We start from the raw sequence: 24,065 nt of genomic DNA, 5'->3' as shown, positions 1-24,065 counted from the left end.
TCTGAAGGCGACACTAAATGGTCTTGATGCGACGGTTCGGGAAAACACGGAGACGGGCGGCACGGCAAAAACCGGCCGCCCGGAGGCAGATCAGCGGGCGTCGAGCGCCGCGCGCACGGCCGGAAGTGCCGGCGTGCCGGATGCGGTCGTGACGCCGTCCAGCCAGCCCTCGACGAGCGCCGGGTCGGCCTTCAGCACGTGCTGCGCCGCGAGCGCGGGCGACGTCTTGTTGTCGAGCATGTCGGCGATCATCCGGTTCTCGACGTCCACGGAGAACGTCATCTGCCGGAACAGCCGCGCCAGGTTCGCGCACTGGCCGGCAAAGCCCGGGCGCGTCACCGTGTTGACGGTCGCGCCGCCATAGTTCGGACCGAAATACGCGTCGCCGCCCGACAGGTAGGTCAGGTGGAACTTCGTGTTCATCAGGTGCGGCTCCCACGCGAGAAAGACGATCCAGCGCTTGTCCCGCACCGCGCGCTCGACCTGCGTGAGCATCCCCGTCTCGCTCGATTCGACGAGCGACCAGTTCGCGGACCCGAGCGCATGGTCGGACAGCATCCGCTTGATGTTCTGGTTCGCGGGGGCGCCGGGCTCGATCCCGTAGATCTTGCCGCCGAAGCGGTCCGCGTAGCGCGCGAGATCGGCGAACGTGTGCACGCCCGCGGCCGCGACGTAGTCGGGCACGGCCAGCGTGAACTTCGCACCGCTGAGGTTCGCGTGCAGCACGTCGATCGACTTCTCGTCGACGAACGGCTTCACCAGCGGCGCCTGCGCGGGCATCCAGTTGCCGAGGAACACGTCGACCTGCCCTTTCTTCAAGCCCTGGTACGTGATCGGCACCGACAGGTTCGCGACGTCCTGCCGGTAGCCCAGCGCCTTCAGCACGACGCCGGCCATCGCGTTCGTCGCGTCGATGTCGGTCCAGCCGGGCGCCGCCATCTTCACGTCGCGACACGTCTGCGGATCGGCGGCGTGTGCGGACTGCATCGCCACCACGCACGCGGCCGCGGCAAGCGCCGTGCCGAGCCTCCTGATTGCTGCATTGCATTGTCGTTTCATGATTCGCTTCCTCCGTCGTTCGTCAATGACCGCGATGCGGTACGTTCAGCGCCCGACGCGCGGAAAGCGCGCCATCGCTTCGAGCGTGTCGAGTTCGATGTGATTGCGCATGTAGCGCTGGCTCGCATCGGTGAATGGCTGCCAGTCCCATGCCTGGATGCGGCCCTGCGTCGTCGCCGCGTAATGGAAGCGGCGCCGCCGCTGGCTCGCGCGCACCTGGGCGTCGAGTTCCGGCAGGTTCCAGCGCCGCGTGGCCTCCGTACGGAATGCGGCGAGCACGTCGGCGGCTTCGGGCAGGCCGGCCAGGTTCGTGCGCTCGCGCGGATCGTCGGCGAGGTTGTAGAGCTGGTCGGGATCGGCCGGGCAATGCACGTACTTCCAGTCGCCGCGGCGGATCATCACGACCGGCGCGACCGCTCCTTCCGCGAGGTATTCGCCCAGCGCGACGTCGTGCGCCGGCGCGCCCCGCAGATGCGGCACGAGGCTCGCGCCGTCGACCGGGTCGGGCCAGCCGCCGGCCGGCGCCGCGCCGGCCAGGTCGACGAGCGTCGGCAGCAGGTCAACGTGCGACACGGGCCCGCGCACGCGCGCGGCGTCGAAGCGGCCCGGCGCGTGAACGATCAGCGGCACGCGGCAGCCGCCCTCGAAGAACGTCATCTTGTACCAGAGTCCGCGCTCGCCGAGCATGTCGCCGTGGTCGGACGTGACGACCACGATCGTGTCGTCGGCGAACCCGCATTGCTCGAGCGCGGCCAGCACGCTGCCGAATTGCGCGTCGACGTAGGACGTCGCGCCATAGTAGGCGCGGCGCGCGGCGCGGATCTGCGCGTCGGTCGGCGGCGTGCGGTCGTTTTCGCACACGAAGCGCAGCCGCTGCGAATGCGGATCGCTTTCGGCCGCATCGAGCCGCACGGCCGGCATGTCGATCTCGTCGTCGCTGTACAGATCCCAGTATTCGCGCGTGATCGCGTACGGATCGTGCGGATGCGTCAGCGACACGACCATGCAGAACGGCCGCTCGTCATGCCCGGCCGCACGCTCGCGCGCGACGTCGTACAGCTTCTGCTTCGCCGCGAACGTGACCTCGTCGTCGAAGTCGAGCTGGTTCGTGCGCACGCACGGGCCGGCCTCGAGCACCGAGCTCATGTTGTGATACCAGCTCGGCCGCTCGGTCGGGCGGTCCCAGTCGGGCACCCAGCCGAAGTCGGCCGGATAGATGTCGGTCGTCAGCCGCTCCTCGAAGCCGTGCAGCTGGTCGGGGCCGCAGAAATGCATCTTGCCGGACAGCATCGTGCGGTAGCCGCCCGCGCGCAGGTAGTGCGCGAAGGTCAGCGTTTGCGCCGGCAATTCGGCGGCGTTATCGTAGGCGCCAATACCCGACGGCAGCTTGCCGGTCAGCAGCGAGAAACGCGATGGCGCGCACAGCGGGCTCGCGCAATACGCGGCATCGAACACCACGCCTTGCGCGGCGAGCCGGTCGAGCGTCGGCGTGCGTGCGACGCGGTTGCCGTAGGCCGGCAACGCGAACGGCGTCAGCTGGTCGGCCATCAGGATCAGGATGTTGGGAGTCGGGTTCGTCATCGGCGGTCGTGGGGAAATCGGTGTTCGAACGGAACGGCGCGACGCTTCGGCAGCGGCGCGGCCAGCATGACGGACGCGGCCTGAAGAAAGTGCCGCGCGCACCGGCCGCGACTGGCTAGAATCGCGGAAGAACCGGCACGGTGCCGTGCCGTCCGAAGCACTATCCCCCGCCCGAATTCGCGCGGGAAGGCGTCCGGCCCTTATGGGGCCATTAGAGAGACTTATGTCGAAATCGGAACCGTTACCGTCGATGCAGGCGCTGCGCGCGTTCGAATCGGCCGCCCGTCTCCAAAGCTTCACGGCCGCCGCGCGCGAACTCGGCTCGACGCAGCCGGCCGTGAGCCAGCAGGTGTTCCAGCTCGAGGCGGAACTCGGCGTGCCGCTGTTCGAGCGCAGCCCGCGCGGCGTCACGCTGACGAGCGACGGCCAGTGCCTGTACGAAGCCGTGCGGGTGAGCCTCGACACGCTGCGCGGCGCCACCGCGACGCTGCGCGCGCGCCGCGAGCATGGCGCGCTCACGATCGTCACGGATTTCGGTTTCGCGACCTACTGGCTGATGCCGCGCCTCGCGGGCCTGAAGCGCGTGATGCCGGACGTCGACGTGCGGGTCGTCACGTCACAGGATTACGACGCGCAGCGCGACCACGCCGACATCGCGATCCTGTTCGGCGACGGTCACTGGCCATCGTGCACCGCCGCGCGGCTCTTTCCGGAATCCGTCACGCCGGTCTGCTCGCCCGCGTTCCGCGCCGCGCATCCGCACGTCGCCCGGCCCGACCACCTGCATGCGCTGCCGCTGCTGCACGTGCAGCCGACGCGCCCCGAACGCTGGCTGTCGTGGGCCGGCTGGTTCGACGCGCATGGCCTCGATGCGCCGGCCGCCGCGCGCGGCGTGACCTTCAACAGCTATGCGCTCGTGATCCATGCCGCGCTGCTCGGCGAGGGCGTTGCCCTCGGCTGGTCGCCGCTCGTCGATGAGCTCGTCGCGTCCGGGCAGCTCGTGAAGCTCGTCGACGCGCCCGTCGTCACGTCGCGCGGCTACTTCCTGGTGCGTCCTCCGCAGCGACCCGAGCCGGACGCGACCCACGTGTTCCGGCGCTGGCTGCTGGATGCGTGCGCACCTGCGTAAATGGCCGTCCGGCGTCCAGCGGATATTCTCCTGACGCCGGCTGGGTTGGCGATGGCCGCCCCGCTTGACGCCCGCCGCCCGCCCCGCACGCAGCCCCGCCCTCGTCCCTCAGCCGCGCTGGCGCGCCGATACCAGCCACACGGCGGGTTGGTTCTATCCGCGCCAGAAACGTCCTGATTTACTTGAGTCTCCCGCTACCCGCGTAGCCTGGCGCCCCGGCGCGCCGCCGCGCGGGTTCGCGCTCCATGACTCCGAGGAATCTCATGACCGCCGACTCACGCCCCGATCAATTCGTCCTGACGCTGTCGTGCCCGAGCGCGGCCGGCCAGGTCGCCGCCGTCGTCGGCTTTCTCGAGCGCCATCGCTGCTATGTCGATGCGCTGAACGTGTTCGACGACGATCTCAGCAACCGCTTCTTCGTGCGCTGCGTGTTTCATCCGACGGATGAGACGCTGCAGATCGACGCATTGCGCCAGGAGTTCGGGCCGATCGCGACCGCGCTCGGCGGCGGCGGTGAAAGCGACACGCAATGGGCGATTCACGACGTGAACGCGCGCCCGAAAGTGCTGATCATGGTGTCGAAGCTCGAGCACTGCCTCGCCGACCTGCTGTTCCGCTGGCGGATGGGCGAGCTGAAGATGGACATCGTCGGCATCGTGTCGAACCATCCGGATTTCGAGCCGCTCGCCGTGCAGCACGGGCTACCGTTCCGCCACTTCCCGATCACGGCCGACACCAAGGCGCAGCAGGAAGCGCAGTGGCTCGACTTCTTCGAATCGAGCGGTGCCGAACTCGTGATCCTCGCGCGCTACATGCAGGTGCTGTCGCAGGAAACCAGCGCGAAGCTCGCGAACCGCGCGATCAACATCCATCACTCGTTCCTGCCCGGCTTCAAGGGCGCGAAGCCGTATCACCAGGCGCATGCGCGCGGCGTGAAGCTGATCGGCGCGACCGCGCACTTCGTGACCGACGATCTCGACGAAGGTCCGATCATCGAGCAGGTGGTCGAGCGCGTCGATCACGCACTGCGTCCCGAACAACTGCTCGCGGTGGGCCGCGACGTCGAATGCATCACGCTTGCACGCGCGGTGAAGGCGTTCATCGAGCGCCGCGTGTTCCTGAACGGCGACCGAACGGTGGTGTTTCCGTAAGCGCATCCGTTCGGCGAGCGGCCAACAAAAAACCCGACCGGCAGCAGCCGGTCGGGTTTTTTATCGCCTGGCATTCGACGCTTCGCGCGACGGCCCCGGGTGCGGTGTCCGGGTTCGTCGCGCGAAGTGCGTGCCGCGGTCAGGTGCTTACTTCACCCACGCGAAGTAGTACGACAGCCAGATCGTCAGCGCCGCGCCGATCAGCGCCGCATACGGCATCAGGTTCAGCCACATCGCGCGCTTCGGCACCTCGAGTTCCATGTCGCGCTGCATCTGCGCGGGGAAACGGCCGCGATCCTGCCAGTAGTGGCGATAGAGAAACACCGGCACGATCAGCAGCATCGCGATCAGCCCGTTGCGCAGCGTGCCTTCGCCCTGCAGGTTCGCACCCGCGCCGACATAGACGAGGTTCGCGTAGCCGCAAATCGAACCGGCGACGAGCAGCCAGGTCGGGCAGCGGAACGGCCGATCCCAGTTGCCGCGATCCATCCGGTGGATCCAGCCAGACTGGAGGTTCAGGAATACGAACAGCATGTAGCAGACGTTCGAGATCGACAGCACCGTCATGTAGTCCGACATCATCAGCAACACGAGGTTGAAGCCGAGATCGGTCCACATCGCGCGCGTGGGCGAGCCGTGCTCGTTCACGTGCGACAGGTACTTCGGCAGCCAGCCATCGACCGATGCCTGATACAGCGTGCGCGAAGAGCCCATCATCGACGTCATCACGATCAGCAGGATCGACAGCATCAGCATCACGACGACCGCATTCGCGACCCATGCGCCGCCGCCGACGATCTTCGCCATCGCGGCCGCGACGCCGGTGCCGTCGCCGATCGACGGATCGAGCATCGCCTGCGTGCCGAGCGCACCCTGGAACGCCATCGGCACGAGCGTCATCACGACGAGACACAGCGCGCCCGACCAGAAGATCGCCTTCGCGGTGTCGCGACGCGGATCGCGGAATTCACGCGTATAGCAGACCGCCGTCTCGAAGCCGTACGACGCCCAGCCAGCCATGAACATCGCGCCGAGCGCCATCGTGACGCCCTGCCCGTTCCACGAGCCGAAGGTCGCGGTCGTGAGGTTGCCTTGAGCGTCATGGCCGAGCGGCAGCAGCGGGAGCAGGTTCGACATCGGCACGTCGCCGGTGACGAACGGCACGATGCCGACGATCAGGAGCGGCGTGAGCGACGCGATGCCGAGAATGCGCTGCGTGCGTGCCGCCTTCGACGCGCCGCTGTGCTGCAGTTTGAACGTGATGAGAAGCAGAATCGTCGCGATGATGAACGTCGCGTTGATTCGCAGGGAAAGCCCCGGCTTGATGAAGCCGAGATCCGCAACCTTGAGTTGCCAGTGCAGCACCGCCGCATCGGCGGGAAAGAGACTCGTCAGCGCATAGCTCGCCGCGAGGCCGCAGCCGAGCGCGAGCATCGGCGACCACGCGAGCCAGTTGCACCACACGGAAACCGGGGCAATCAGCTTGCTGTATCGGACCCAGCCGATCGCGCCATACACCGACGCGCCGCCCGATTTATGAGGAAATAGCCCCGATATTTCCGCATAAGTCGCGCTTTGAATCAGCCCCATCGTGATCGCGGCGATCCAGATCGCCCACGCGGGCTGGCCGATCGTCGCGCATACGCCGCCGATCGTGAACAGTACGCCTGCCGGCACACCGCTCGTAACCCAGAATGCGTCTTTCCAAGTCAGGCCACGGTGCAGCGTGTGGCCCGTCGAATCATGTGAGATGTTTGCCTCAACATCACTGGTGCGATTAGCACGCAGTCCTGCCTGACTCATCCAATTCCTCCTCTCGATCAGAGTGAGCGCTTCAGCGCTTACTCTCGTCCGATACAAAGCAGATGACTCCGCACGAGGGCGCTAGTGTAACAACTTGCGCGCATTTTTGCAGAATCAGAAAAAGAAAACCGGGATATGGCCGCATGAATTCACGATTATTTCGGATTCCTGCGGGTCATTCCCGGCGTGTTGTTTTATGATTGCGCGCGATGAATCGCCGCGGTGTTACTGCGTGCCTTCAGTCCACGAATTCACGCGGTCCGCATGCGCAGCAATCCATGCATCGGCGGCTGCTTCCGGCTTCGAGCCGTTCTGGATCGCGAGCATCACGCTGTCGATCTCGCCCGGCTTCCACTGGAACTTCTTCAGGAACGCGACGACCGGCTTGGCCTTCGTTTCGAGCTGCGGGTTCACGACGCTGTCGACGTGCTCCGCGCCGCCGAACACCTTCTTCGGATCCTCGAGGAAGCGCAGTTTCCACTTCGCGAACATCCAGTGCGGCGCCCAGCCGGTCACGATCACCGGCTTGTTCGCGCCGACGGAGCGCGACAGCTCGGCCGTCATCGCGCTGCCCGAGCTCGGCATCAGCGTGTAGTTCAGGCCGTAGCTCTTGATCGCTTCGTCGGTCTTGCGCATCACGCCCGCGCCTGCATCGATGCCGACGATCCGGCCGCCAAAGCTGCTTTTCTCGGCATTCAGGTCGTCAATGCTCTTCGCCTTCACGTAGTCGGGGACGATCAGGCCGATCTTCGCGTCGGGGAAGTTCGCGCCGAGATCGACGACCTTCGCCTTGTATTCGCCCCAGTAGGAACCGTGCGTCACGGGCAGCCACGCGGACAGCGTCGCGTCGAGATCGCCGCGCGCCACGCCCTGCCACATGATCCCGGCAGCAACCGGTACGAGCTGGACCTGGTAGCCGAGCTTCTTCTCGATCACGCGGGCGGCAACGTTCGACGTCGCGACGCTGTCATCCCAGCCTTCGACGTAGCCGATCTTCAGCGTGGGCTTCGTATCGGCGAGCGCCGACGCGCTCAGTGCCACCATCGCCGACAGTGCGCCGGTCCACAACAGTTTTCCGAACAACTTCATGGTCGATCTCCTTGAAATGCGCACCGTGCGCGTTGTCTCTCTAGGTTCTTCAACCACAATTCCGCGGTATCGTTGTTTTCCGACGGATGCTTGTCCGGACGCGACGCGACGCGGCCGGACAAGCGATGGCTTGTTTTGACTACTTGTCGATCACCAGATCCGACAGCGGCTTGCTGCAGCACAGCAGCACCATCCCCTGATCGATCTCGCGCTGGCGGATGCCGCCGTTGTGCTTCATCTCGACCTGCCCCGACACGAGCTTCACCTTGCAGGTGCCGCACATGCCCTGCGTGCACGACGCCGGCAGCCGCACGCCCGACTGGCGTGCCGCGTCGAGCACGTGCTGCTCCGAGCCGCACGAAATCTCGCGGTTGCTCTTCGCGAAGCTGACCGTGTACTGCTTCGTCGCGGCGTCCGCGCCGTCGGCGGCCGGGACGAGTTCGGCGAGCACGTCGTCGCTCGCGGTCTGCGCGAGCGTTTCGAACGAGAAGCTTTCCTCGTGATACTGCTTGCGATCGAAGCCGGCTTCGTCGAGCAGGTCGCGCACGGCCTTCATGTACGGCGCGGGGCCGCACGTGAAGATCTCGCGCTCCATGAAGTCCGGTGCGATCAGCTTCAGCAGCGGCAGCGTCAGGAAGCCCGTGACGCCCGGCCAGTTGGTGCGTGCACCGACGCGCTCGACGACGAACGACGTGCGGAAGTTCGTATGGTTCGATGCGATCAGATCGAGTTCGCGCGCGAAGATGATGTCGTCCGGCGTGCGTGCGCTGTGCACGAACAGGATGTCGCGATCCTCCGCGAGATCATGATGTGCGCGGCTCATCGACATCAGCGGCGTGACGCCCGAGCCGGCCGACAGGAACAGATACTTGCGCGCCGGATGCCGCGCGCACGTGAATTCGCCGGCCGGGCCGAGCACGCGCACCGCCGCGCCCGGCTGCAGGTTGTCGTGCAGCCAGTTTGACACCTTGCCGCCCGGCACGCGCTTGACCGTGATCGAGATCGTGTGCGGCCGCGCCGGCGACGACGAGATCGTGTAACAACGGTTGATCGTCTCGCCTTCGATGTCGAGCTCGAGCGTGATGAACTGCCCGGGCTCGAACGAGAACGCACGGCCTTGCGGCGAACGGAAGAAGAAGCTCTTCACGTCGTGGGTTTCCTGCCGCACGTGGCAGCACACCAGCGTTTCCTCGACGTCGCTCGTCCAGCGCTCGGGGAGCGCGTTCCAGAAGGCCGGGTGCGTAACCCGGCTGTCCGCCGGCTCGAAATTGGCCGCATCTCGCATCATGTGTGACTCCGCTTGCTGTTCCGCTGACTACTACGCGCCGGTTTTTTCGGCGAGCCGGCCGATGTACCAGGCCGAGAATTTTTCGACGAGACCTTCCGTGTACGGCGAATACGGGCCCGGCTCGTACGCGCTGCTGGTCGCGCCGCGCTGCGAGAACTCGACGAGCGCGCGATCCTGGTCGTTGGTCGCGTTCCACACGGCCGTCAGGTTCTTCACGTCGTAGTCGATGCCTTCCTTCGCATCCTTGTGCACGAGCCACTTGGTGCGCACGAGCGTCTTGCCGGCCGACAGCGGAATCACCGAGAACGTCACGATGTGATCGCTCATGAAGTGGTGCCACGAGTTCGGTTGCGTCCAGAACGACAGGCCGCCGAGGTCGGCCTGGTCGAACTTGCCGAGCAGCTTCTTCGATGCGACCTTCGCGTCGAGCGTCTGCGATTCGCCGTGGCGGTCGAGCGGCAGGCGCTGCGTACGGAAGCCCGTCACGTCGAGCAGCTTTTCGATTTCGGCGGACGGCAGGCCCATTTCGGCCCACTCCTTGCCACGTCGCACGCAGGTTTCCGCGAATGCGTCCATGCCTTCGGCGTTCGCTTCGGAACGCTGATAGCCGAAGCCGTATTCGTACAGCGAGATCGTCAGCTCGGGATGGTTCGCGACGCAGTGATAGCACTCGCGGTTGTTCTCCATCGTGAGCTTCCAGTTGCCTTCCTCGATGATGTCGATCTGTGCGGCGATCTTCGTGCTCGGCAGATCGTGCGGCAGCAGATACGGCTCCATCTGGGCGCGCAGTTGCGCGAAATCGACCGGCGGCTCCTCGGCGAGGCAGATGAAGATCAGGCCCGCGAGGTTCTGCACGTGCACCGACTTCAGGCTGTGCTTGCAGCGGTCGAACTTCTCGCCCATGTGCTCGGCGAACATCAGCTGACCCGTCAGGTTGTAGGTCCAGCTGTGGTACGGGCACACGATGTTGCCGACCGAGCCCTTGTCCTCGTTGCACAGACGCGCGCCGCGGTGACGGCACACGTTGTGGAACGCGCGGATTTCCATGTCGTCGTCGCGCACGATCAGGATCGAGTCGCTGCCCAGTTCCACGGTCACGTAGTCGCCCGGCTCGGGAATGTCCGGTTCGACCGCGACCTGGATCCAGTGCTGGCGGAAAATCGCCTCCATGTCGAGGGCGAAGATTTCCTCGCTCGTATAGAACGGCGCCTCGAGGCTGTAACCTTCCTTGCGTCGTTCGATCAGTGCGCGAATGTCTGCCGATACTTTCATCGTTTGCTCCGGATTCCTTGCGTCCCAGTGTGGTTGCCGACAGGCATCAAAATCAGTAGTCGATGAGCTGATGCTCGCGCAAATACGCGAGGATCACTTGTGCTTTTTCGACTGAACTCCCTTCATTTACGACGTTGCCGCCGCGGCTTTCGGTCGTCGTCGCCGACAGCATCCGGGCATGCCCGGAGCGCTTCTCGGCAGCGACCAGCTTTACGGGTTTACGCTCGATCGGGCCGACCTTCCACGCGGCGGCATCGGCATCCGCGCCGGTCGACGTCAGCGCCGGACGGATCGCGCCGGCCCGCAGCCGCGCATACGCGTAGCGCGGCGCCACGTTGGCGAGCGGATGGACCGCGACGACGGCGGGCAGCGCCGCGTCGACGCGCCGCCGCAACCCTTTCGGCAAGAATTGCCGGACCGCCGCGCGACCGCCGTCGACCGTCACGTCGACGGCCGAGCCGACGAGCGGATAGCCGAGCGTCGCGGCGACGCGATACGGCAGCATCCCGGTGTCATACGCGCCCTCGGCGCGGGTGCCGGTCAGCACGAGGTCGTAGCCTTCGACACGCGCGGCGAGCGCATGCGCGGCATCGTCGCCGTCGTGGCAGGCCAGCACCTCGACCTGCCGCGCACCGAGCGCGAGGTATTCAGCAAGCGCTTCATTCGCGGGGTCTCCCGCATGGAGCACGTCGAGCTGCGCGCGATGCCGCTCCGCGAGCTGACGGCCGACCTCAAGCGCGGCCGCGTCGTTGCGGCTGTAGCGCGCGGCGCCGCTGACCGGGTGCCGGCCCACGGAGACGAGCACCGCGATGCGTTGCAACTGGCGGGGGGCGTTCATGCTGCGACTCCTTCGGATTCACGGGCGCCGACCGCAGTCGGCGATTGTCCGCGCGACACGCGTGCGGCCTGCACCTGTTCGATCAGCGCGGCGATCGTCGCCTGCGCGTCGCCCACCACCGTCAGGTTCGCGCGCTTCGCGATCGGCGCGCTGCCGTCGAGGTTGACCGCGATCACGTGACGGCAGTCCTTGATCCCCTGCAAGTGCTGCACCGCGCCCGAGATGCCGAACGCGATGTACACGCTCGCCTCGACCGTCTTGCCGGTCGCGCCCACCTGCTTGTCGCGCGTGAAGTGACCGTTGTCGACCGCGACGCGGCTCGCGCCGATCGCCGCGCCGAACGCGCCGGCGAGCCGCTCGAACGCGCCAATGTCAGACACGCCGTTGCCGGCCGACACGATGAAATCGGCCTCCTCCAGCGCGACTTGCGCCGCGTCGATTTCCTCGAGGCCGAGATCGCGGTACGGTTGCGCCGCGTCGCGGGCCGGGCGGATGAAGTCGGCGGCCAGGCGCTCGCCGGCGCCGACGAAGGGCAGTTTCGCTTCGACCGCGTTCTGCGCGAGCAGGATCACGTCGGGCAAGCCGCGCGTCGCGAACGCACGGCCGGCCTGCGCATACGCGCCGACATGCTTCGCGTCGATCTCGACCACGTGGGTCGCGACGCTCGCGCCGGCGGCCGCCGCGTAACGCCGGCCGAGATCGCCGTCGCCGGTCGCGTTGTCGGGCACGAACACGTGCTTCGGCGCGAGCGCCGCAGCACAGGCCTGCAACGCTTGCAATTCGCTTTCGGGCGCGAAGGCGCGACGGTCGAAGTCGGCCAGCTCGATCAGCTTGTCGACGCCGAGCACCGCTGCGTCATCCTTTAGTTCACCGAACGCCAGCAGCGCGACTTCCGTCTGCGCGTCGGCGAGCACCGCAGCAGCGGCGATCGCCTGCCGTGCATGGTCGTCGAGCGCGCCGCGCTCGGTGTGCGCCACCACCAGCATCACGTGCTTCGGGTCCTGCACCGCGCGGCGCGGCTTCGCGGCGGCGGCGCCATGACCGTGCGCGGACCACTGCGCGGCGTTCGCATCGGCGCTGCCTTCCTCGCCCAGCGTGATGCGCTTCAGGCCCGCGGCCGTGATGATGAACGGCCGGCGCGGATCGATTCGTTTGATCGTGTTCATCGATTCACTCCAGCGAGGCGGCAACGAGTTCGGCCACGTCGAGCACGTCGGGGCGCGGGCCCACGACGCCTTCGAGCATCGCCGTGCAGTTCGGGCATCCGACCGCGACCACGTCCGCGCCGATGGCGCGTGCGTCGTCGATGCGGATGTCGGGAATACGCTGCTTGCCCGGGATGTCGGTCAGCGGCGCGCCGCCGCCACCGCCGCAGCAGCGGCCGCGCATGCCGTTGCGCTCCATCTCGACGACCTGGATGCCGATCGTCTTCAGCAGCTTGCGCGGCGATTCCGTCTCGCCGTTGTAGCGGCCGAGGTAGCACGGGTCGTGATACGTGGTGCGCTTCTCGCGCAGCGCGTCGACGGCCTTCGGCGCGATCTTGCCGCTGTCGGCCAGCTCGGCGAGGTACGTCGTGTGATGCTTGACCGTCACGCGCAGCCCGAGCGCGCGGTATTCGTTGCGCAGGCTGTGCATCACGTGCGGGTCGGCCGTCACGATCTGCTTGTACGACAGCGAGCCGAGCGTGCCGATCAGGCGCTTCGCCATCTGCTGGAACGTCGCTTCGTCGCCGAGGCGGCGTGCGACGTCGCCGGTGTCGGTCTCGGTCCCGCCGAGCACCGCGTAGTCGACGCCCGCCTTGTTCAGCACCTTCACGAATGCGCGCAGCGTGCGCTGGTAACGCATGTCGAACGCGCCTTCACCCGCGACGAACAGCACGTCGACCGGCTTGCCCGGTTGCGCGACGGGTGCGTTCAGGTCGACCGACCAGTCGTAACGTGCAGCCGTGTCGTAGCCGCCCATCGTGCCGGTCTCGCGCAGGTTCGCGAGCACTTCCTGGCCCTTGCCCGGCACCGTGCCGTGCACCAGCGTGCGGTTGCGGCGCATGTCGACGATCGCGTCGACGTGCTCGATCAGCATCGGGCACTCCTGCACGCAGGCACGGCAGGTCGTGCACGACCAGAGCGTCTGCTCCTCGATCAGGCCGGACACGATCGGGCCGTTCGGCTCGCCGCGATGCTGGCCGACCGCGAGGCCCGGCGTCGGGCTGCCGGCGTACGCGGCATCGGTGCCGCCCGCCATGCCGACGACGAGATCCTGGATCAGCTTCTTCGGGTTCAGCGGCTGGCCCGACGCGAACGCGGGGCACGCGGCTTCGCACTTGCCGCACTGCACGCACGCGTCGAAGCTCAGCAGCTGGTTCCAGCGGAATTCGACCGGCTTCGCGACGCCATACTCCTCGTGCTCGATGTCCGGCAGCTTCAGCGCGGTCGGCGGCGTGGCCGTGCCGTTGCCCGTGAACGAATCACGGGTGGCCGCGAAACGCTCCTGGCGCGGGTGGAACGCAAGGTGCAGCAGGCCGGCGATCGCATGCTTCATCGGGCCGCCCTTCGCTGCGCCGACGGTCATCGTGAATGCACCGGCGCCGATCAGCAGCGCGCAGAGCACCGCGAACGCACCCGACATCGCGCCGGTCGGCACGACCATGAACAGCACGAGGCCGAGCGCGAACGAGCCGAGCAGCCAGGGCAGCGCGTTCCACGGGCCGCGCGACAGGCGCGCCGGCACGTCCTTGGCCGCGCGGCGGCGCCAGACGAACACCACGCCGACGAGCATCGCGAGCGCCGCGAGGAAGATCAGCTTGTCGAGCCACGGCGAGTAGATCGCCAGGCCGTAGTTGACGAACACCAGCGCGAGCGCGGCGATCGCGCCGCCGGCGGTCGCGACGTGGGTCTTCGCGATGTACGGATCGCGAGCAACCACGTGGTGCAGGTCGACGAAGTAACGCTTCGGAATCGCGAACAGGTTCGCGACGCCGAACGAGCCGGGCGCCGTCGCGCGCCCGAGACGCCAGTAGGACGAGCGCTTCGCGACCGCGAACGCGAGCCCCGCCACCGACAGCCACAGCAGTGCGGTAATGAGGAATGCCGGATTCATCTTTAGAAATCCTTGACGAGACGCAGCGAGTCGTAGATCGCACCGTGGACGTTGTGCATCGAGATGCAGTCGCCGACACGGAACAGCAGGAAGCGGCCGTTGCCCAGTTCTTCCGACAGGCACGGCTGCGGCTCGGCCGCGAACAGCGTGTGCGGATCGATCTGGCCGCGGTTCACGGACTCCGGCTTGAGCTTCCAGTACAGTTCGTCATTCGGCGACGAACCGTTCTCGATCACCACCTGGTCGACCGCGCGCTCTTCCAGTTCCTCGGTGTATTCGTTGCGCAGCACGGCGATCATCTTGCCGTCTTCCTCGTACACGCGATCGAGCATGGTGTTCGGCGTCGGGATCACGCCGAGCGCATACAGGCGGCGATAGAAGATCGGGAACGTCGTGCCGCCGCAATCGTCGGCCACCTTCACGTCGGGCGTCACGACCTCGACCTTCGAGCCGCGGCTCGCCATGAAGTCGGCCACGCCGGCGCCCGCATGGGTGCTCACGCCGTCGAACAGCAGCACGTTCTGCTTCGGCTCGACCTTGCCGGTCAGGATGTCCCACGAGCTGACGGCCAGCCCTTCGGCCACGCCCCAGGCCGGCACCTGCCACGTGAAGCTCGAACCGCCGGTCGCAAGCACGACGATGTCCGGCTTCTCGGCCATGATCATCTTCTCGTCGGCGGCGACGCCCAGGCGGCGATCAACGCCCAGGCGCTTCGTTTCCATGTCGAACCAGCGGATGATCCCCGACATCTGTTCGCGCTGCGGCGCCTTCGCGGCGATCATCACCTGGCCGCCCACTTCGGCGTTCTTCTCGAACAGCACCACGTCGTGGCCGCGCAGCTTCGCGACGCGTGCGGCCTCGAGCCCCGCGGGGCCCGCGCCGACCACCACCACCTTGCGCTTCGGGCCGCGCGACTTCTCGATGATGTGCGGCATCGTCGCTTCGCGCGACGTCGCGGCGTTCTGGATGCAGAGCACGTCGAGGCCGTTGTACTGGCGGTCGATGCAGTAGTTCGCGCCGACGCACTGCTTGATTTCGTCTTCCCGGCCGTCGCGGATCTTGATCACCATGTGCGGATCGGCGATCTGCGCACGCGTCATGCCGACCAGGTCGATCATGCCGTTCGCGAGCAGGCGTTCGGCCTGGCCCGCATCACGAATGCTCTGCGCGTGCATCACGGGAATCTTCACGACCGATTTGATGCCGGCCGCGAGGTGCACGAACGGCTCCGGCGGCAGCGCCATCGGCGGCATGCAGTTGGCGATCGTGTTGTGCGTGTCGCCGCCCGAGCCGACCACGCTCAGGTAGTCGATCAGGCCCGTCTCCGACATCGCCTGCGCAATTTCCTTCAGCGCCTCGTGATCGAGACCGTCCTCGTGGAATTCGTCGCCGCACATCCGCAGGCCGACGCAGAAGTCCTTGCCAACCGCTTCGCGCACGGCCGTCAGCACCTCGATGCCGAAGCGCAGACGGTTCTCGAGGCTGCCGCCCCATTCGTCGGTGCGATGGTTCGAACGCTTGCTCCAGAACTGGTCGATCAGATGCTGGTGGGCGGCGGAGATTTCGATGCCGTCCATGCCGGCTGCCTTCACGCGCTTCGCGGCCGCCGCGAAGTCGCCGATGATGCGGCGGATTTCCTCGATCTCGATGATCTTCGCGTTACCGCGGTGCACCGGCTCGCGCACGCCCGACGGCGACATCAGATGCGGCCAGTGCTCGCCGTGGAACGACGAGCGGCGGCCCATGTGCGTCGCCTGGATCATGATCTTCGCGCCGTGCTTGTGCATCGTGTCGGCCAGGCGCGTGAGCGGGTCGATGATCTTGTCGTTCGACAGGTTCACCGACTTCCACCAGCCCTGCGGGCTGTCGATCGACACGGGGCTCGAGCCGCCGCAGATCGCGAGGCCGACGCCACCCTTCGCCTTCTCTTCGTAATAGCGGATGTAGCGGTCGCCCGGCAGGCCGCCCGGCTCGGCATACACCTCCGCGTGCGCGGTGCTGACGATCCGGTTGCGCAGCGTCAGCTGGTTCAGCTGCATGGGTTTGAACAGGTGGGGATAACGCATCGCAGGCGACCTCTGGCGTTCGAATGTCTCGTGTTGCGGGTGTTGTTGTGTTGCTGTGTCGTGATGTCAGCGCATCAGTGCGCGATCGGCGACACTTCGAAGACGCAGTGGTCGTGGTGCTCGGCCGCACACTGCACTTCCTTCGACTGCGAGCGCGGCGCGCCCTTGCCTTCCGGCGTCGTGTCGTTGACCCAGTCCATCGCGCCGGCGAACCAGCCCGCGAACATGTAGCAGAGCTTGCCTTCCTTGCCCGGCTGCTGGAGCACGAACGACGAGTGGCGCAGCTCGATCTTCGCGCGCGCGCTGGCCGGATCGGCCTCGATGATCGAGAACAGGCCCCAGCCGCGTTGCGACAGGCGCTTCAGGTAGTGCTCGAACACGGCCATGCCGGTCAGCCCGTGCAGCTTCGCTTCCTTGTCGCACCAGTGGTATGCGGACTTGTAGCCGGCCTTGTAGAGGATCTCGGCATACGCCTCGACGCCGAGCGCTTCCTCGACGGCGACGTGGTTGTTCGTGAAGAAATGGCGCGGCACGTACAGCATCGGCAGCGCGTCGGTGGTCCAGACGCCGGTATCGGGATCGACGTTGATCGGCAGTTGCGGTTGCATCGTGGTGACTCCGTGAGGAAAAAAAGCCGCGCGGCTCGGGTCCAGGCGCGACATCGTCCGCGTGCCCGCGCGACAGGCGCCGGCACGTTCCGATTGTTCTTGTGTTGAATCGCGGGTGGCGGTTCGGTTCGGCGGGCGCTTACGCGCCCCACACGTCCTTGAACACGCGCACCCAGTTCTCGCCCATGATCTTGCGGATGCGCGACTCCTTCCAGCCGTGGCGTTCCATCGCCGCAGTCAGGTTCGGGAATTCGCCGATCGTGCGGATGCCGTCCGGGTTGATCACCTTGCCGAAGTTCGTCAGCTGGCGATAGCGGCCCTTGTCATGCGTCAGCATGTCGAAGAATTCCTTCGCGAAATCCTGCGTGAAGTCCGTGCCGATGCCGACTGCGTCTTCGCCGATCAGGTTCACGACGTAGTCGATCGCCTCGATGTAGTCGTCGATGTTCGCCTCGATACCGCGCTTCAGGAACGGCGCGAACATCGTCACGCCGACGAAGCCGCCGGCGTCGGCAATTTCCTTCAGCTGCGCGTCGCTCTTGTTGCGCGGATGTTCCTTCAGGCCCGACGGCAGGCAGTGCGAGTAGCACACCGGCTTCTTCGAGAACGCGATCGCTTCCGACGACGTGTTGCCGCCCACATGCGACAGGTCGACCATGATGCCGACGCGGTTCATCTCGGTGATCACTTCGCGGCCGAAGTCCGACAGGCCGCCGTCACGCTCGTAGCAGCCCGTGCCGACCAGGTTCTGCGTGTTGTAGCAAAGCTGCACGACGCGCACACCCATGTCGGCGAACGCCTCGATGTAGCCGAGGTTGTCCTCGAACGCGTGTGCGTTCTGGAAGCCGAGGATGATGCCGGTCTTGCCTTCCTTCTTCGCACGGAAGATGTCGTCGGTCGTGCGCACGAGCGTCAGCAGCTCGCCGTTCTCGCGGATCTTCTGCTTCATCACGCCGATGTTGTCGACGGTCTTGGTGAAGTTCTCCCACACCGACACCGTGCAGTTCGCGGCCGTGATGCCGCCCTTTCGCATGTCCTCGAACACCGGCTTCTCGAACTTCGAGATGTTCAGTCCGTCGATGATGATGCTGTCCTGATGCAGCGTGCTCATATCTGTCTCTCGCTCCAGTGTTGTCGGTGTCGATCAGTAAATCGGGAAGCGCTCGCACAGCGCGAAGATCTCGCGGCGCACGCGCTGTTCGGTTGCGCGGTCGCCTTCCGGGTTCGCGCGCAGCGCGTCGAACACTTCGAGAATCAGACGGCCGATCTCGCGGAACTCCGCGACGCCGAAGCCGCGCGTCGTGCCGGCCGGCGTGCCGAGGCGGATGCCCGACGTGACGGTCGGCTTCTCGGTGTCGAACGGAATGCCGTTCTTGTTGCAGGTGATGCCCGCACGTTCCAGCGCCTGCTCGACCGGCGCGCCCTTCAGGCCCTTCGGGCGCAGGTCGACCAGCAGCAGGTGGTTGTCGGTGCCGCCGGTGACGAGATCCACGCCGCCTGCCTTCAGCACTTCGCCGAGCGCCTGCGCGTTCGCGAGCACGTTGTCGATGTAGGTCTTGAAGTCCGCGTGCAGCACTTCGCCGAATGCGACGGCCTTGCCGGCGATCACGTGCATCAGCGGGCCGCCCTGCAGGCCGGGGAACACGGCCGAGTTGATCTTCTTCGCGATCTCTTCGTCGTTGGTCAGCACGAAGCCGCCGCGCGGGCCGCGCAACGTCTTGTGCGTGGTCGACGTGACGACGTGCGCGTGCTCGACCGGGTTCGCATGGCGGCCGGCGGCGATCACGCCCGCGATGTGCGCCATGTCGACCATCAGCTTCGCGCCGACGCTATCGGCGATCGCACGGAAGCGCGCGAAGTCCAGTGCGCGCGGGTACGCCGAGAAGCCGGCGATGATCAGGCTCGGCTTGTGCTCGTGTGCGAGCGCTTCAACCTGGTCGTAGTCGATCCGCATCGTGTCGCGATTCACGCCGTATTGCACGGCGTTGAACCACTTGCCCGACAGCGCCGGCTTCGCGCCGTGCGTCAGGTGGCCGCCGGCGTCCAGCGACATGCCGAGGATGGTGTCGCCCGGCTTCGCCAGCGCAAGCATCACCGACCCGTTCGCCTGCGCGCCCGAGTGCGGCTGCACGTTCGCGTAGCCGGCGTTGAAGATCTGCTTCACGCGCTCGATCGCCAGCGCCTCCACCTCGTCCGCGAATTCGCAGCCGCCGTAGTAACGCTTGCCCGGGTAGCCTTCCGCATACTTGTTGGTCAGCACCGAACCTTGCGCCTCCAGCACCGCGCGCGACACGATGTTTTCCGACGCGATCAGCTCGACTTGCGACTGCTGGCGCTCGAGTTCCTTCAGGATGGCGCTGCGCACCGGCGCGTCGCGCTCGGCAAGGGGCTGCGAGAAGAAAGGCTGGGTGTTCGACATAGTGCGTCCGTGACGAAGAATAAAGGGCGTGTAACCGAAGCTCGAGGCCCGCCATACCTGGGTTTCCAGCGCATCCAGTGCAAGGCTGCCGACGGCTCTATTCTTGTCGTTCGGATTTTCGGCGGATTGATGAATTTAGACGCGTTCTTTGCCTTTTCCGCCATGTGCGTCCGTTTTGTACAAGTGACCGGTCGTGCTTTTCCAGATGACCCGGCAAACCGCCGCATATGGTTCATCCATGGACAGGCACTTCGCCGGTGCCTGCGCTGCGCGTCGAGGTGCAGCGCAGCCCGCTTACGGTGCAGTGCAGCATCCGCCTTGGGCCCATACAACGTATGGAGCTAGGGTTTAGCCGTATGGCACGCTTGTTGCGCTCGCTCACACAATACGGCAGCCCGATCCGTGCCCCCCGGGCCAAAAGCTATTAGAGATTCAAGGAACGCTCCCCATGTCCCCCGACCGCACAGCGTCGCTGTCCCACTTCGCGTTCATGCCCTTACCGGACTTCACGATGATCGCGTTCACCAATGCGATCGAGGTGCTTCGGATGGCGAACTACCTGAGCGGCCAGCCGCTCTATCGCTGGTCGATCATCAGCCCGGACGGCGGCCCGGTCACGGCGAGCAACGGCCTCACGGTCGACACGGGACCGGCCGAATGCGTGGGGCAGCCGGATATCGTATTCGTGTGCGGCGGTGTCGACGTGCAACGCGCGACCACGCCTGCCCATCTGTCGACGCTGCGCCGCTTCGCGCGCATGGGGCTGCCGCTCGGCAGCCTGTGCACGGGCACCTATGCGCTCGCGAAGTCGGGGCTGCTCGCGGGCTATGCGTGCGCGATCCACTGGGAAAACATGTCGGCGCTGAAGGAAGAGTTTCCGGACACGCGCTTCCTGAAGGAACTGTTCGTGGTCGACCGCGACCGCATCACGTGCACGGGCGGCGTCGCGCCGCTCGACATGATGCTGAACCTGATCGCCGCGCGCGTGGGCACCGCGCGCGTCACGCAGATCGCCGAGCAGTTCATCGTCGAACACGTGCGCGACACGAGCGCGCAACAGCGGATGCCGCTCGTCGCGCGGCTCGGCTCGGCGAACAAGTCGCTGTTCGAAGTGATCTCGCTGATGGAGAACAACATCGAGGAGCCGCTGTCGCGCGAGGAACTCGCACGACTCGCGAACATGTCGCAGCGCCAGCTGCAGCGCCTGTTCCGCGAGCATCTCGGGATGACGCCCACGCACTATTACCTGACGCTGCGGCTGCGCCGCGCGCGCGAGTTGCTGCTGCAGACCGACATGTCGATCATGCACATCACGATGGCGTGCGGCTTCCAGTCGGCCTGCCACTTCAGCAAGAGCTATCGCGATGCGTTCGGCGTCGCGCCGACGCGCGAGCGCCGCAAGCAGGTCGCACCGCTCGCGCAGGGCGCGGCGGCTACCGCACCGGCGTTTCCGGCTCATCTGATTCATGCGTGACACGGGCGCGGCGCGATAAAAAAGGCGGCCTCGAAGGCCGCCTTTTTGCTGGTGCTTACGATCCCCACACCTGCATTTCGTCGAGCGAGTAACCCCACTGCGTCGCCCGCTTCGTGCCAAGCATCCGCACGTAGCGGCCCTGCGCGTTCAGGTTCGGCAGCGTGACGTGACCGTACGACACGCCGTTGTTCGTCGAGTAGACCGTCGTCCAGTTCGCGTTGTCGGTCGACGTCTGGATCTGGTAGACGAGCGCGCCCGCGTCCCAGTAGAGATCGACGCTGCTGATCTTCTTCACCGCGCCGAGATCGACGGAGATCCATTGCGGATCGACGCCCGCGCCTTCCGGCGAATCCCAACGCGTGCTCGTCGTGTTGCCGTCGAACGCCTTGTCCGGCGTCAGCGATGCGTTGTAGCTCGCCGACGCGGCAGCCGGACGACCTTGCGACAGCAGCGTCGGCTGCGCGACGGCCGGGCCGCCATAGTAGCTCGAGCCGAGCTTCGCCTTGGTCGTGTCCGCGTTCACGCCGAATTGCGACAGGCTCCAGCGCTGGCCGGTCGTCACGTCGCCCACATAGAGCTGGTAGCCGCCCGCCGTCGTCGACGAGAAGAACACGTAGTTCGTGCCGCTCACCGGCGCCGGGTCCGAGTTGTTGCTCATGCAGTCGTTGAGCGCCAACTGGTTCGGCGTCGACGCCGGGTCCGCCGTCTTTACGTAGATCTGGTCGGCGCCGCCCGTGTCCTTCCAGCGCGCGTAGAACACCATGCCGTCCGCACGCACGATCGGGTAATACGTCTGCAGCCCGGCCGGCTGATCGAACACCGCCGCCGTGCCGGTCGCGATCGTGCGCTTCATCAGCCCCATGTTCGAGCCGGTGCCCGTCGCGTAGTAGACGGCGCTCGCGTCCGGCGCGAGGAACGGCATCGAATATTCGGCGCCGGACGGTGCGTTGGTCAGGCTCACGACCGACGTGAACACCGGGCCCGCGCTCGTGTACGACAGCGTGCCCTGCTTCACGTCGCCGTTCTGCTTGAACACGAGCGTCTTGCCGTCGGCGCTGAACTTCGGATCCTCGTTGCGCGTCGCGCCCGTGCTGTTCGTCAGGTTGACCGGCGGCGTGCCGGCGCCGAGCTGCAGCATGAACACGTTCCATGCGCCATTGCTGATGCCCATGAATGCAAGCCACTTGCCGTCGGGGCTGAACACGCCGTTCATCGGATCGGTGATGCCCCAGCTGCTCTTGCTCAACTGCGTGAGCGTGCGGGCCGAAAAGTCGTACAGAAACAGCTGGCTCGTACCGTCGCCGTACTTCACGTAGCTGTGATAGACGAGCTTGCCGGTCAGTGCGGCGGGAAACGTCGCATTGGATTGAGTCGGGGGATAGTTGGTGCAGGCCGCTTCGGCGGCGCCGCCAAACAGGTTGAGTGCGACGCCGGCCGCGAGGCCCGCGACGAGGAACTTCGATTTCACGCTGGTTGCTTCCGGGTAAGGTAAGGGCGGTGCGGACCCGGTCCCGCACACGATGCGCGGGCGTGACGGATCCGCCGTCGGGGAGCGTGAACACCGTATCGATCACGCGTCGGGAATAAGGCTTGCGAAGAATGCCGGTTCGCTGGTCTGAAGAAAAGGATCAGAGTCGGTCGAAAACGTGCGTATCAGCGAGTTGCGGATGAACTCGCGGATGAGCGATTGGGGGCGGGATTGAACGCGGCGGACGCCGTGCTACTCTTTTTTCAGCGACGGCCGTGATCGGCCGGAGGCCAGGCATGAAGCGATATGCGGTGCTCGCGCAGACGATTGCCGATTCGATCCGGCGCGGCGATTTGCCGGCAGGTGCACGCATCCCGACCGTGCGCTCGGCGTGCCGCGCCTATCGTGTAAGTCCTTCCACCGTGTTTCGCGCGTACTACGCGCTCGAAAGCGAGGGCCTGATCGTCGCGCGCGCGCGTTCCGGCTATTTCGTTGCGAACCTCGATGACAAGCGCGTGCGCGCGAGTCACGACACACCGCGCAAATCGGCTGCATCGCAGACCGGCGACGACGATGCACTGTTCCAGCTGATCGACTCCCTCAAGCGAGACGACATCGTGCCGCTCGGTTCCGCATTCGCCAGCTATTCGCTGTTTCCGATGAGCAGCCTGTGGCGATACGCGGCGACGGCCGCCCGCAACATGGACCGCGCGAAACTGCTGGCCGGCCTGCCGCCCGGCAACGAAGCGCTGCGCCGCCAGATCGCGTTGCGGTACCTGAACGCGGGCGCGTCGTTGCCGATGGAAGAAATCGTCATCACGACCGGCGCGGCGGAAGCGCTGACGCTCAGCCTGCAGGCGCTCACGCGCCCCGGCGACATCGTCGCGATCGAACGCCCTGCCTTTCCCGCGGTGCTGCAGGCCGTGCAGCGGCTGCATCTGAAGGCCATCGAGATTCCGGTCGACCCGCGCGCCGGCCTCGACCTCGACTCACTCGCCGAAGCACTCGACACGCATCCGGTGCGCGCGTGCTGGTTCATGACCTCGTTCCACAACCCGACCGGCGCGACGCTGCCCGACGAGCGCAAGCGCGCGCTGATCGAACTGCTCGCATCGCATCAGGTGCCGCTGATCGAGGACGACGTGTTCGGAGAACTACATTTCGGCCCGACGCCCACGCGTCCCGCGAAGCTGTATGACGATAACGGGCTCGTGCTGCATTGCGGTTCGTTCTCGAAGTGCCTCGCCCCCGGATTCCGGGTCGGCTGGGTCGCGGCCGGACGTTACGTGAAGCAGATCAGGCAGGTGAAGAACGCGAGCGCGCCGGCGGCCGACGTGCCCGCGCAGATGGCCGTGTCCAGTTACCTGCGCAACGGCGCGTACGACCGCTTCCTGCGCAGGCTCCGGCGCAACCTGGCCGCGCACCAGGCGCAGATGCTCGCGGCCGTTCGCGCGTATTTCCCGGCCGACACGGAGGTGTATGCCCCGCGCGGCGGATATTTCCTGTGGATCGAATTGCCGCCGCACGTGGATGCGATGCAGTTGTTCGGCGACGCGATGGAGAACGGGGTCAGCCTTGCGCCCGGGCCGATCTTTTCGATGACGGGCGCCTTTCACCGCTACGTCCGGCTGAACTATGGCCGACCGTGGACCCCTGCCGTCGAAGACGCGATGCAGACGATCGGAACGCTCGCGGGGCGGCAACAGCAGACGAGGTAGCAACGA

Annotated in this window: 18 protein-coding genes; 4 read left to right on the top strand and 14 right to left on the bottom strand. The window is 66.2% G+C overall.

The window, feature by feature from the left end; all coding sequences use genetic code 11:
• Window positions 1–90: 90 nt before the first annotated feature.
• A complete protein-coding gene (gene choX, locus HWX22_RS15550; RefSeq protein WP_175908785.1) occupies window positions 91–1,059 on the bottom strand; it encodes a choline ABC transporter substrate-binding protein in 969 nt (322 codons plus the stop codon).
• 45 nt (window positions 1,060–1,104) lie between these two features.
• Entirely contained in the window at window positions 1,105–2,640 is a 1,536-nt protein-coding gene (gene betC, locus HWX22_RS15545) for a choline-sulfatase (RefSeq protein WP_175915952.1), read from the bottom strand.
• Between the two features lie 202 nt (window positions 2,641–2,842).
• On the opposite strand from betC, the gene HWX22_RS15540 reads away from it, so the two are divergent.
• Both HWX22_RS15540 and purU read left to right on the top strand, forming a co-directional pair.
• Window positions 2,843–3,769 (top strand): LysR family transcriptional regulator, encoded by a 927-nt coding sequence (locus tag HWX22_RS15540; RefSeq protein ID WP_082725391.1) that lies wholly within the window; start codon window positions 2,843–2,845, stop codon window positions 3,767–3,769.
• Between the two features lie 263 nt (window positions 3,770–4,032).
• Window positions 4,033–4,920, top strand: a complete 888-nt coding sequence (gene purU, locus HWX22_RS15535; protein WP_175908783.1) for a formyltetrahydrofolate deformylase — start codon at window positions 4,033–4,035, stop codon at window positions 4,918–4,920.
• Window positions 4,921–5,067: 147 nt separating this feature from the next.
• Here purU and HWX22_RS15530 read toward each other — a convergent pair whose 3' ends face one another.
• The 11 genes from HWX22_RS15530 to HWX22_RS15480 all read right to left on the bottom strand — a co-directional run bounded on the left by HWX22_RS15530 (window position 5,068) and on the right by HWX22_RS15480 (window position 19,399).
• Window positions 5,068–6,723, bottom strand: a complete 1,656-nt coding sequence (locus HWX22_RS15530; protein WP_175915951.1) for an APC family permease — start codon at window positions 6,721–6,723, stop codon at window positions 5,068–5,070.
• Window positions 6,724–6,948: 225 nt separating this feature from the next.
• Window positions 6,949–7,812 (bottom strand): glycine betaine ABC transporter substrate-binding protein, encoded by an 864-nt coding sequence (locus HWX22_RS15525; RefSeq protein WP_059819541.1) that lies wholly within the window; start codon window positions 7,810–7,812, stop codon window positions 6,949–6,951.
• A 139-nt stretch (window positions 7,813–7,951) separates the two neighbouring features.
• The gene (locus HWX22_RS15520; RefSeq protein ID WP_059702351.1) at window positions 7,952–9,100 is read right to left on the bottom strand and encodes a hybrid-cluster NAD(P)-dependent oxidoreductase; all 1,149 of its coding nucleotides are present in this window, start codon (window positions 9,098–9,100) and stop codon (window positions 7,952–7,954) included.
• Between the two features lie 30 nt (window positions 9,101–9,130).
• On the bottom strand, window positions 9,131–10,372 hold the full coding sequence (locus tag HWX22_RS15515; protein ID WP_059534190.1) for an aromatic ring-hydroxylating dioxygenase subunit alpha: 1,242 nt from the start codon (window positions 10,370–10,372) through the stop codon (window positions 9,131–9,133).
• 52 nt (window positions 10,373–10,424) lie between these two features.
• Complete coding sequence (locus tag HWX22_RS15510) at window positions 10,425–11,210, bottom strand: electron transfer flavoprotein subunit beta/FixA family protein (RefSeq protein ID WP_175915950.1); 786 nt, start codon at window positions 11,208–11,210, stop codon at window positions 10,425–10,427.
• Window positions 11,207–12,376 (bottom strand): electron transfer flavoprotein subunit alpha/FixB family protein, encoded by a 1,170-nt coding sequence (locus HWX22_RS15505; RefSeq protein ID WP_175915949.1) that lies wholly within the window; start codon window positions 12,374–12,376, stop codon window positions 11,207–11,209. Before HWX22_RS15505 ends, HWX22_RS15510 begins: the two co-directional genes overlap by 4 nt.
• Before the next feature lie 4 nt (window positions 12,377–12,380).
• Window positions 12,381–14,306: a (Fe-S)-binding protein gene (locus tag HWX22_RS15500; protein ID WP_175915948.1), complete on the bottom strand. Its 1,926-nt coding sequence runs from the start codon at window positions 14,304–14,306 to the stop codon at window positions 12,381–12,383.
• 2 nt (window positions 14,307–14,308) lie between these two features.
• Window positions 14,309–16,372 carry an NADH:flavin oxidoreductase gene (locus HWX22_RS15495; protein WP_059819544.1) on the bottom strand — a complete coding sequence of 688 codons (2,064 nt, stop codon included), beginning with the start codon at window positions 16,370–16,372 and terminating at the stop codon, window positions 14,309–14,311.
• Window positions 16,373–16,446: 74 nt separating this feature from the next.
• Window positions 16,447–16,980 (bottom strand): DUF5943 domain-containing protein, encoded by a 534-nt coding sequence (locus tag HWX22_RS15490; protein WP_175915947.1) that lies wholly within the window; start codon window positions 16,978–16,980, stop codon window positions 16,447–16,449.
• Window positions 16,981–17,119: 139 nt separating this feature from the next.
• Window positions 17,120–18,091: a dipeptidase gene (locus tag HWX22_RS15485; protein WP_044844362.1), complete on the bottom strand. Its 972-nt coding sequence runs from the start codon at window positions 18,089–18,091 to the stop codon at window positions 17,120–17,122.
• A gap of 33 nt (window positions 18,092–18,124) precedes the next feature.
• Window positions 18,125–19,399 (bottom strand): serine hydroxymethyltransferase, encoded by a 1,275-nt coding sequence (locus tag HWX22_RS15480; RefSeq protein WP_175915946.1) that lies wholly within the window; start codon window positions 19,397–19,399, stop codon window positions 18,125–18,127.
• Between the two features lie 448 nt (window positions 19,400–19,847).
• Here HWX22_RS15480 and HWX22_RS15475 point away from each other — a divergent pair, with 448 nt between their 5' ends.
• Window positions 19,848–20,873, top strand: a complete 1,026-nt coding sequence (locus HWX22_RS15475; RefSeq protein WP_059692028.1) for a GlxA family transcriptional regulator — start codon at window positions 19,848–19,850, stop codon at window positions 20,871–20,873.
• 55 nt (window positions 20,874–20,928) lie between these two features.
• Here HWX22_RS15475 and HWX22_RS15470 read toward each other — a convergent pair whose 3' ends face one another.
• Window positions 20,929–22,341: a discoidin domain-containing protein gene (locus tag HWX22_RS15470; protein ID WP_175915945.1), complete on the bottom strand. Its 1,413-nt coding sequence runs from the start codon at window positions 22,339–22,341 to the stop codon at window positions 20,929–20,931.
• A 296-nt stretch (window positions 22,342–22,637) separates the two neighbouring features.
• On the opposite strand from HWX22_RS15470, the gene HWX22_RS15465 reads away from it, so the two are divergent.
• Window positions 22,638–24,059, top strand: coding sequence for a PLP-dependent aminotransferase family protein (locus HWX22_RS15465; RefSeq protein ID WP_175908775.1), 1,422 nt, complete (start codon window positions 22,638–22,640; stop codon window positions 24,057–24,059).
• Window positions 24,060–24,065 lie beyond the last annotated feature (6 nt).

The organism is Burkholderia sp. BCC1638 (assembly GCF_902833195.1).
Classification (GTDB): domain Bacteria; phylum Pseudomonadota; class Gammaproteobacteria; order Burkholderiales; family Burkholderiaceae; genus Burkholderia; species Burkholderia diffusa.
This window is presented reverse-complemented; position numbering and strand designations above follow the sequence as displayed.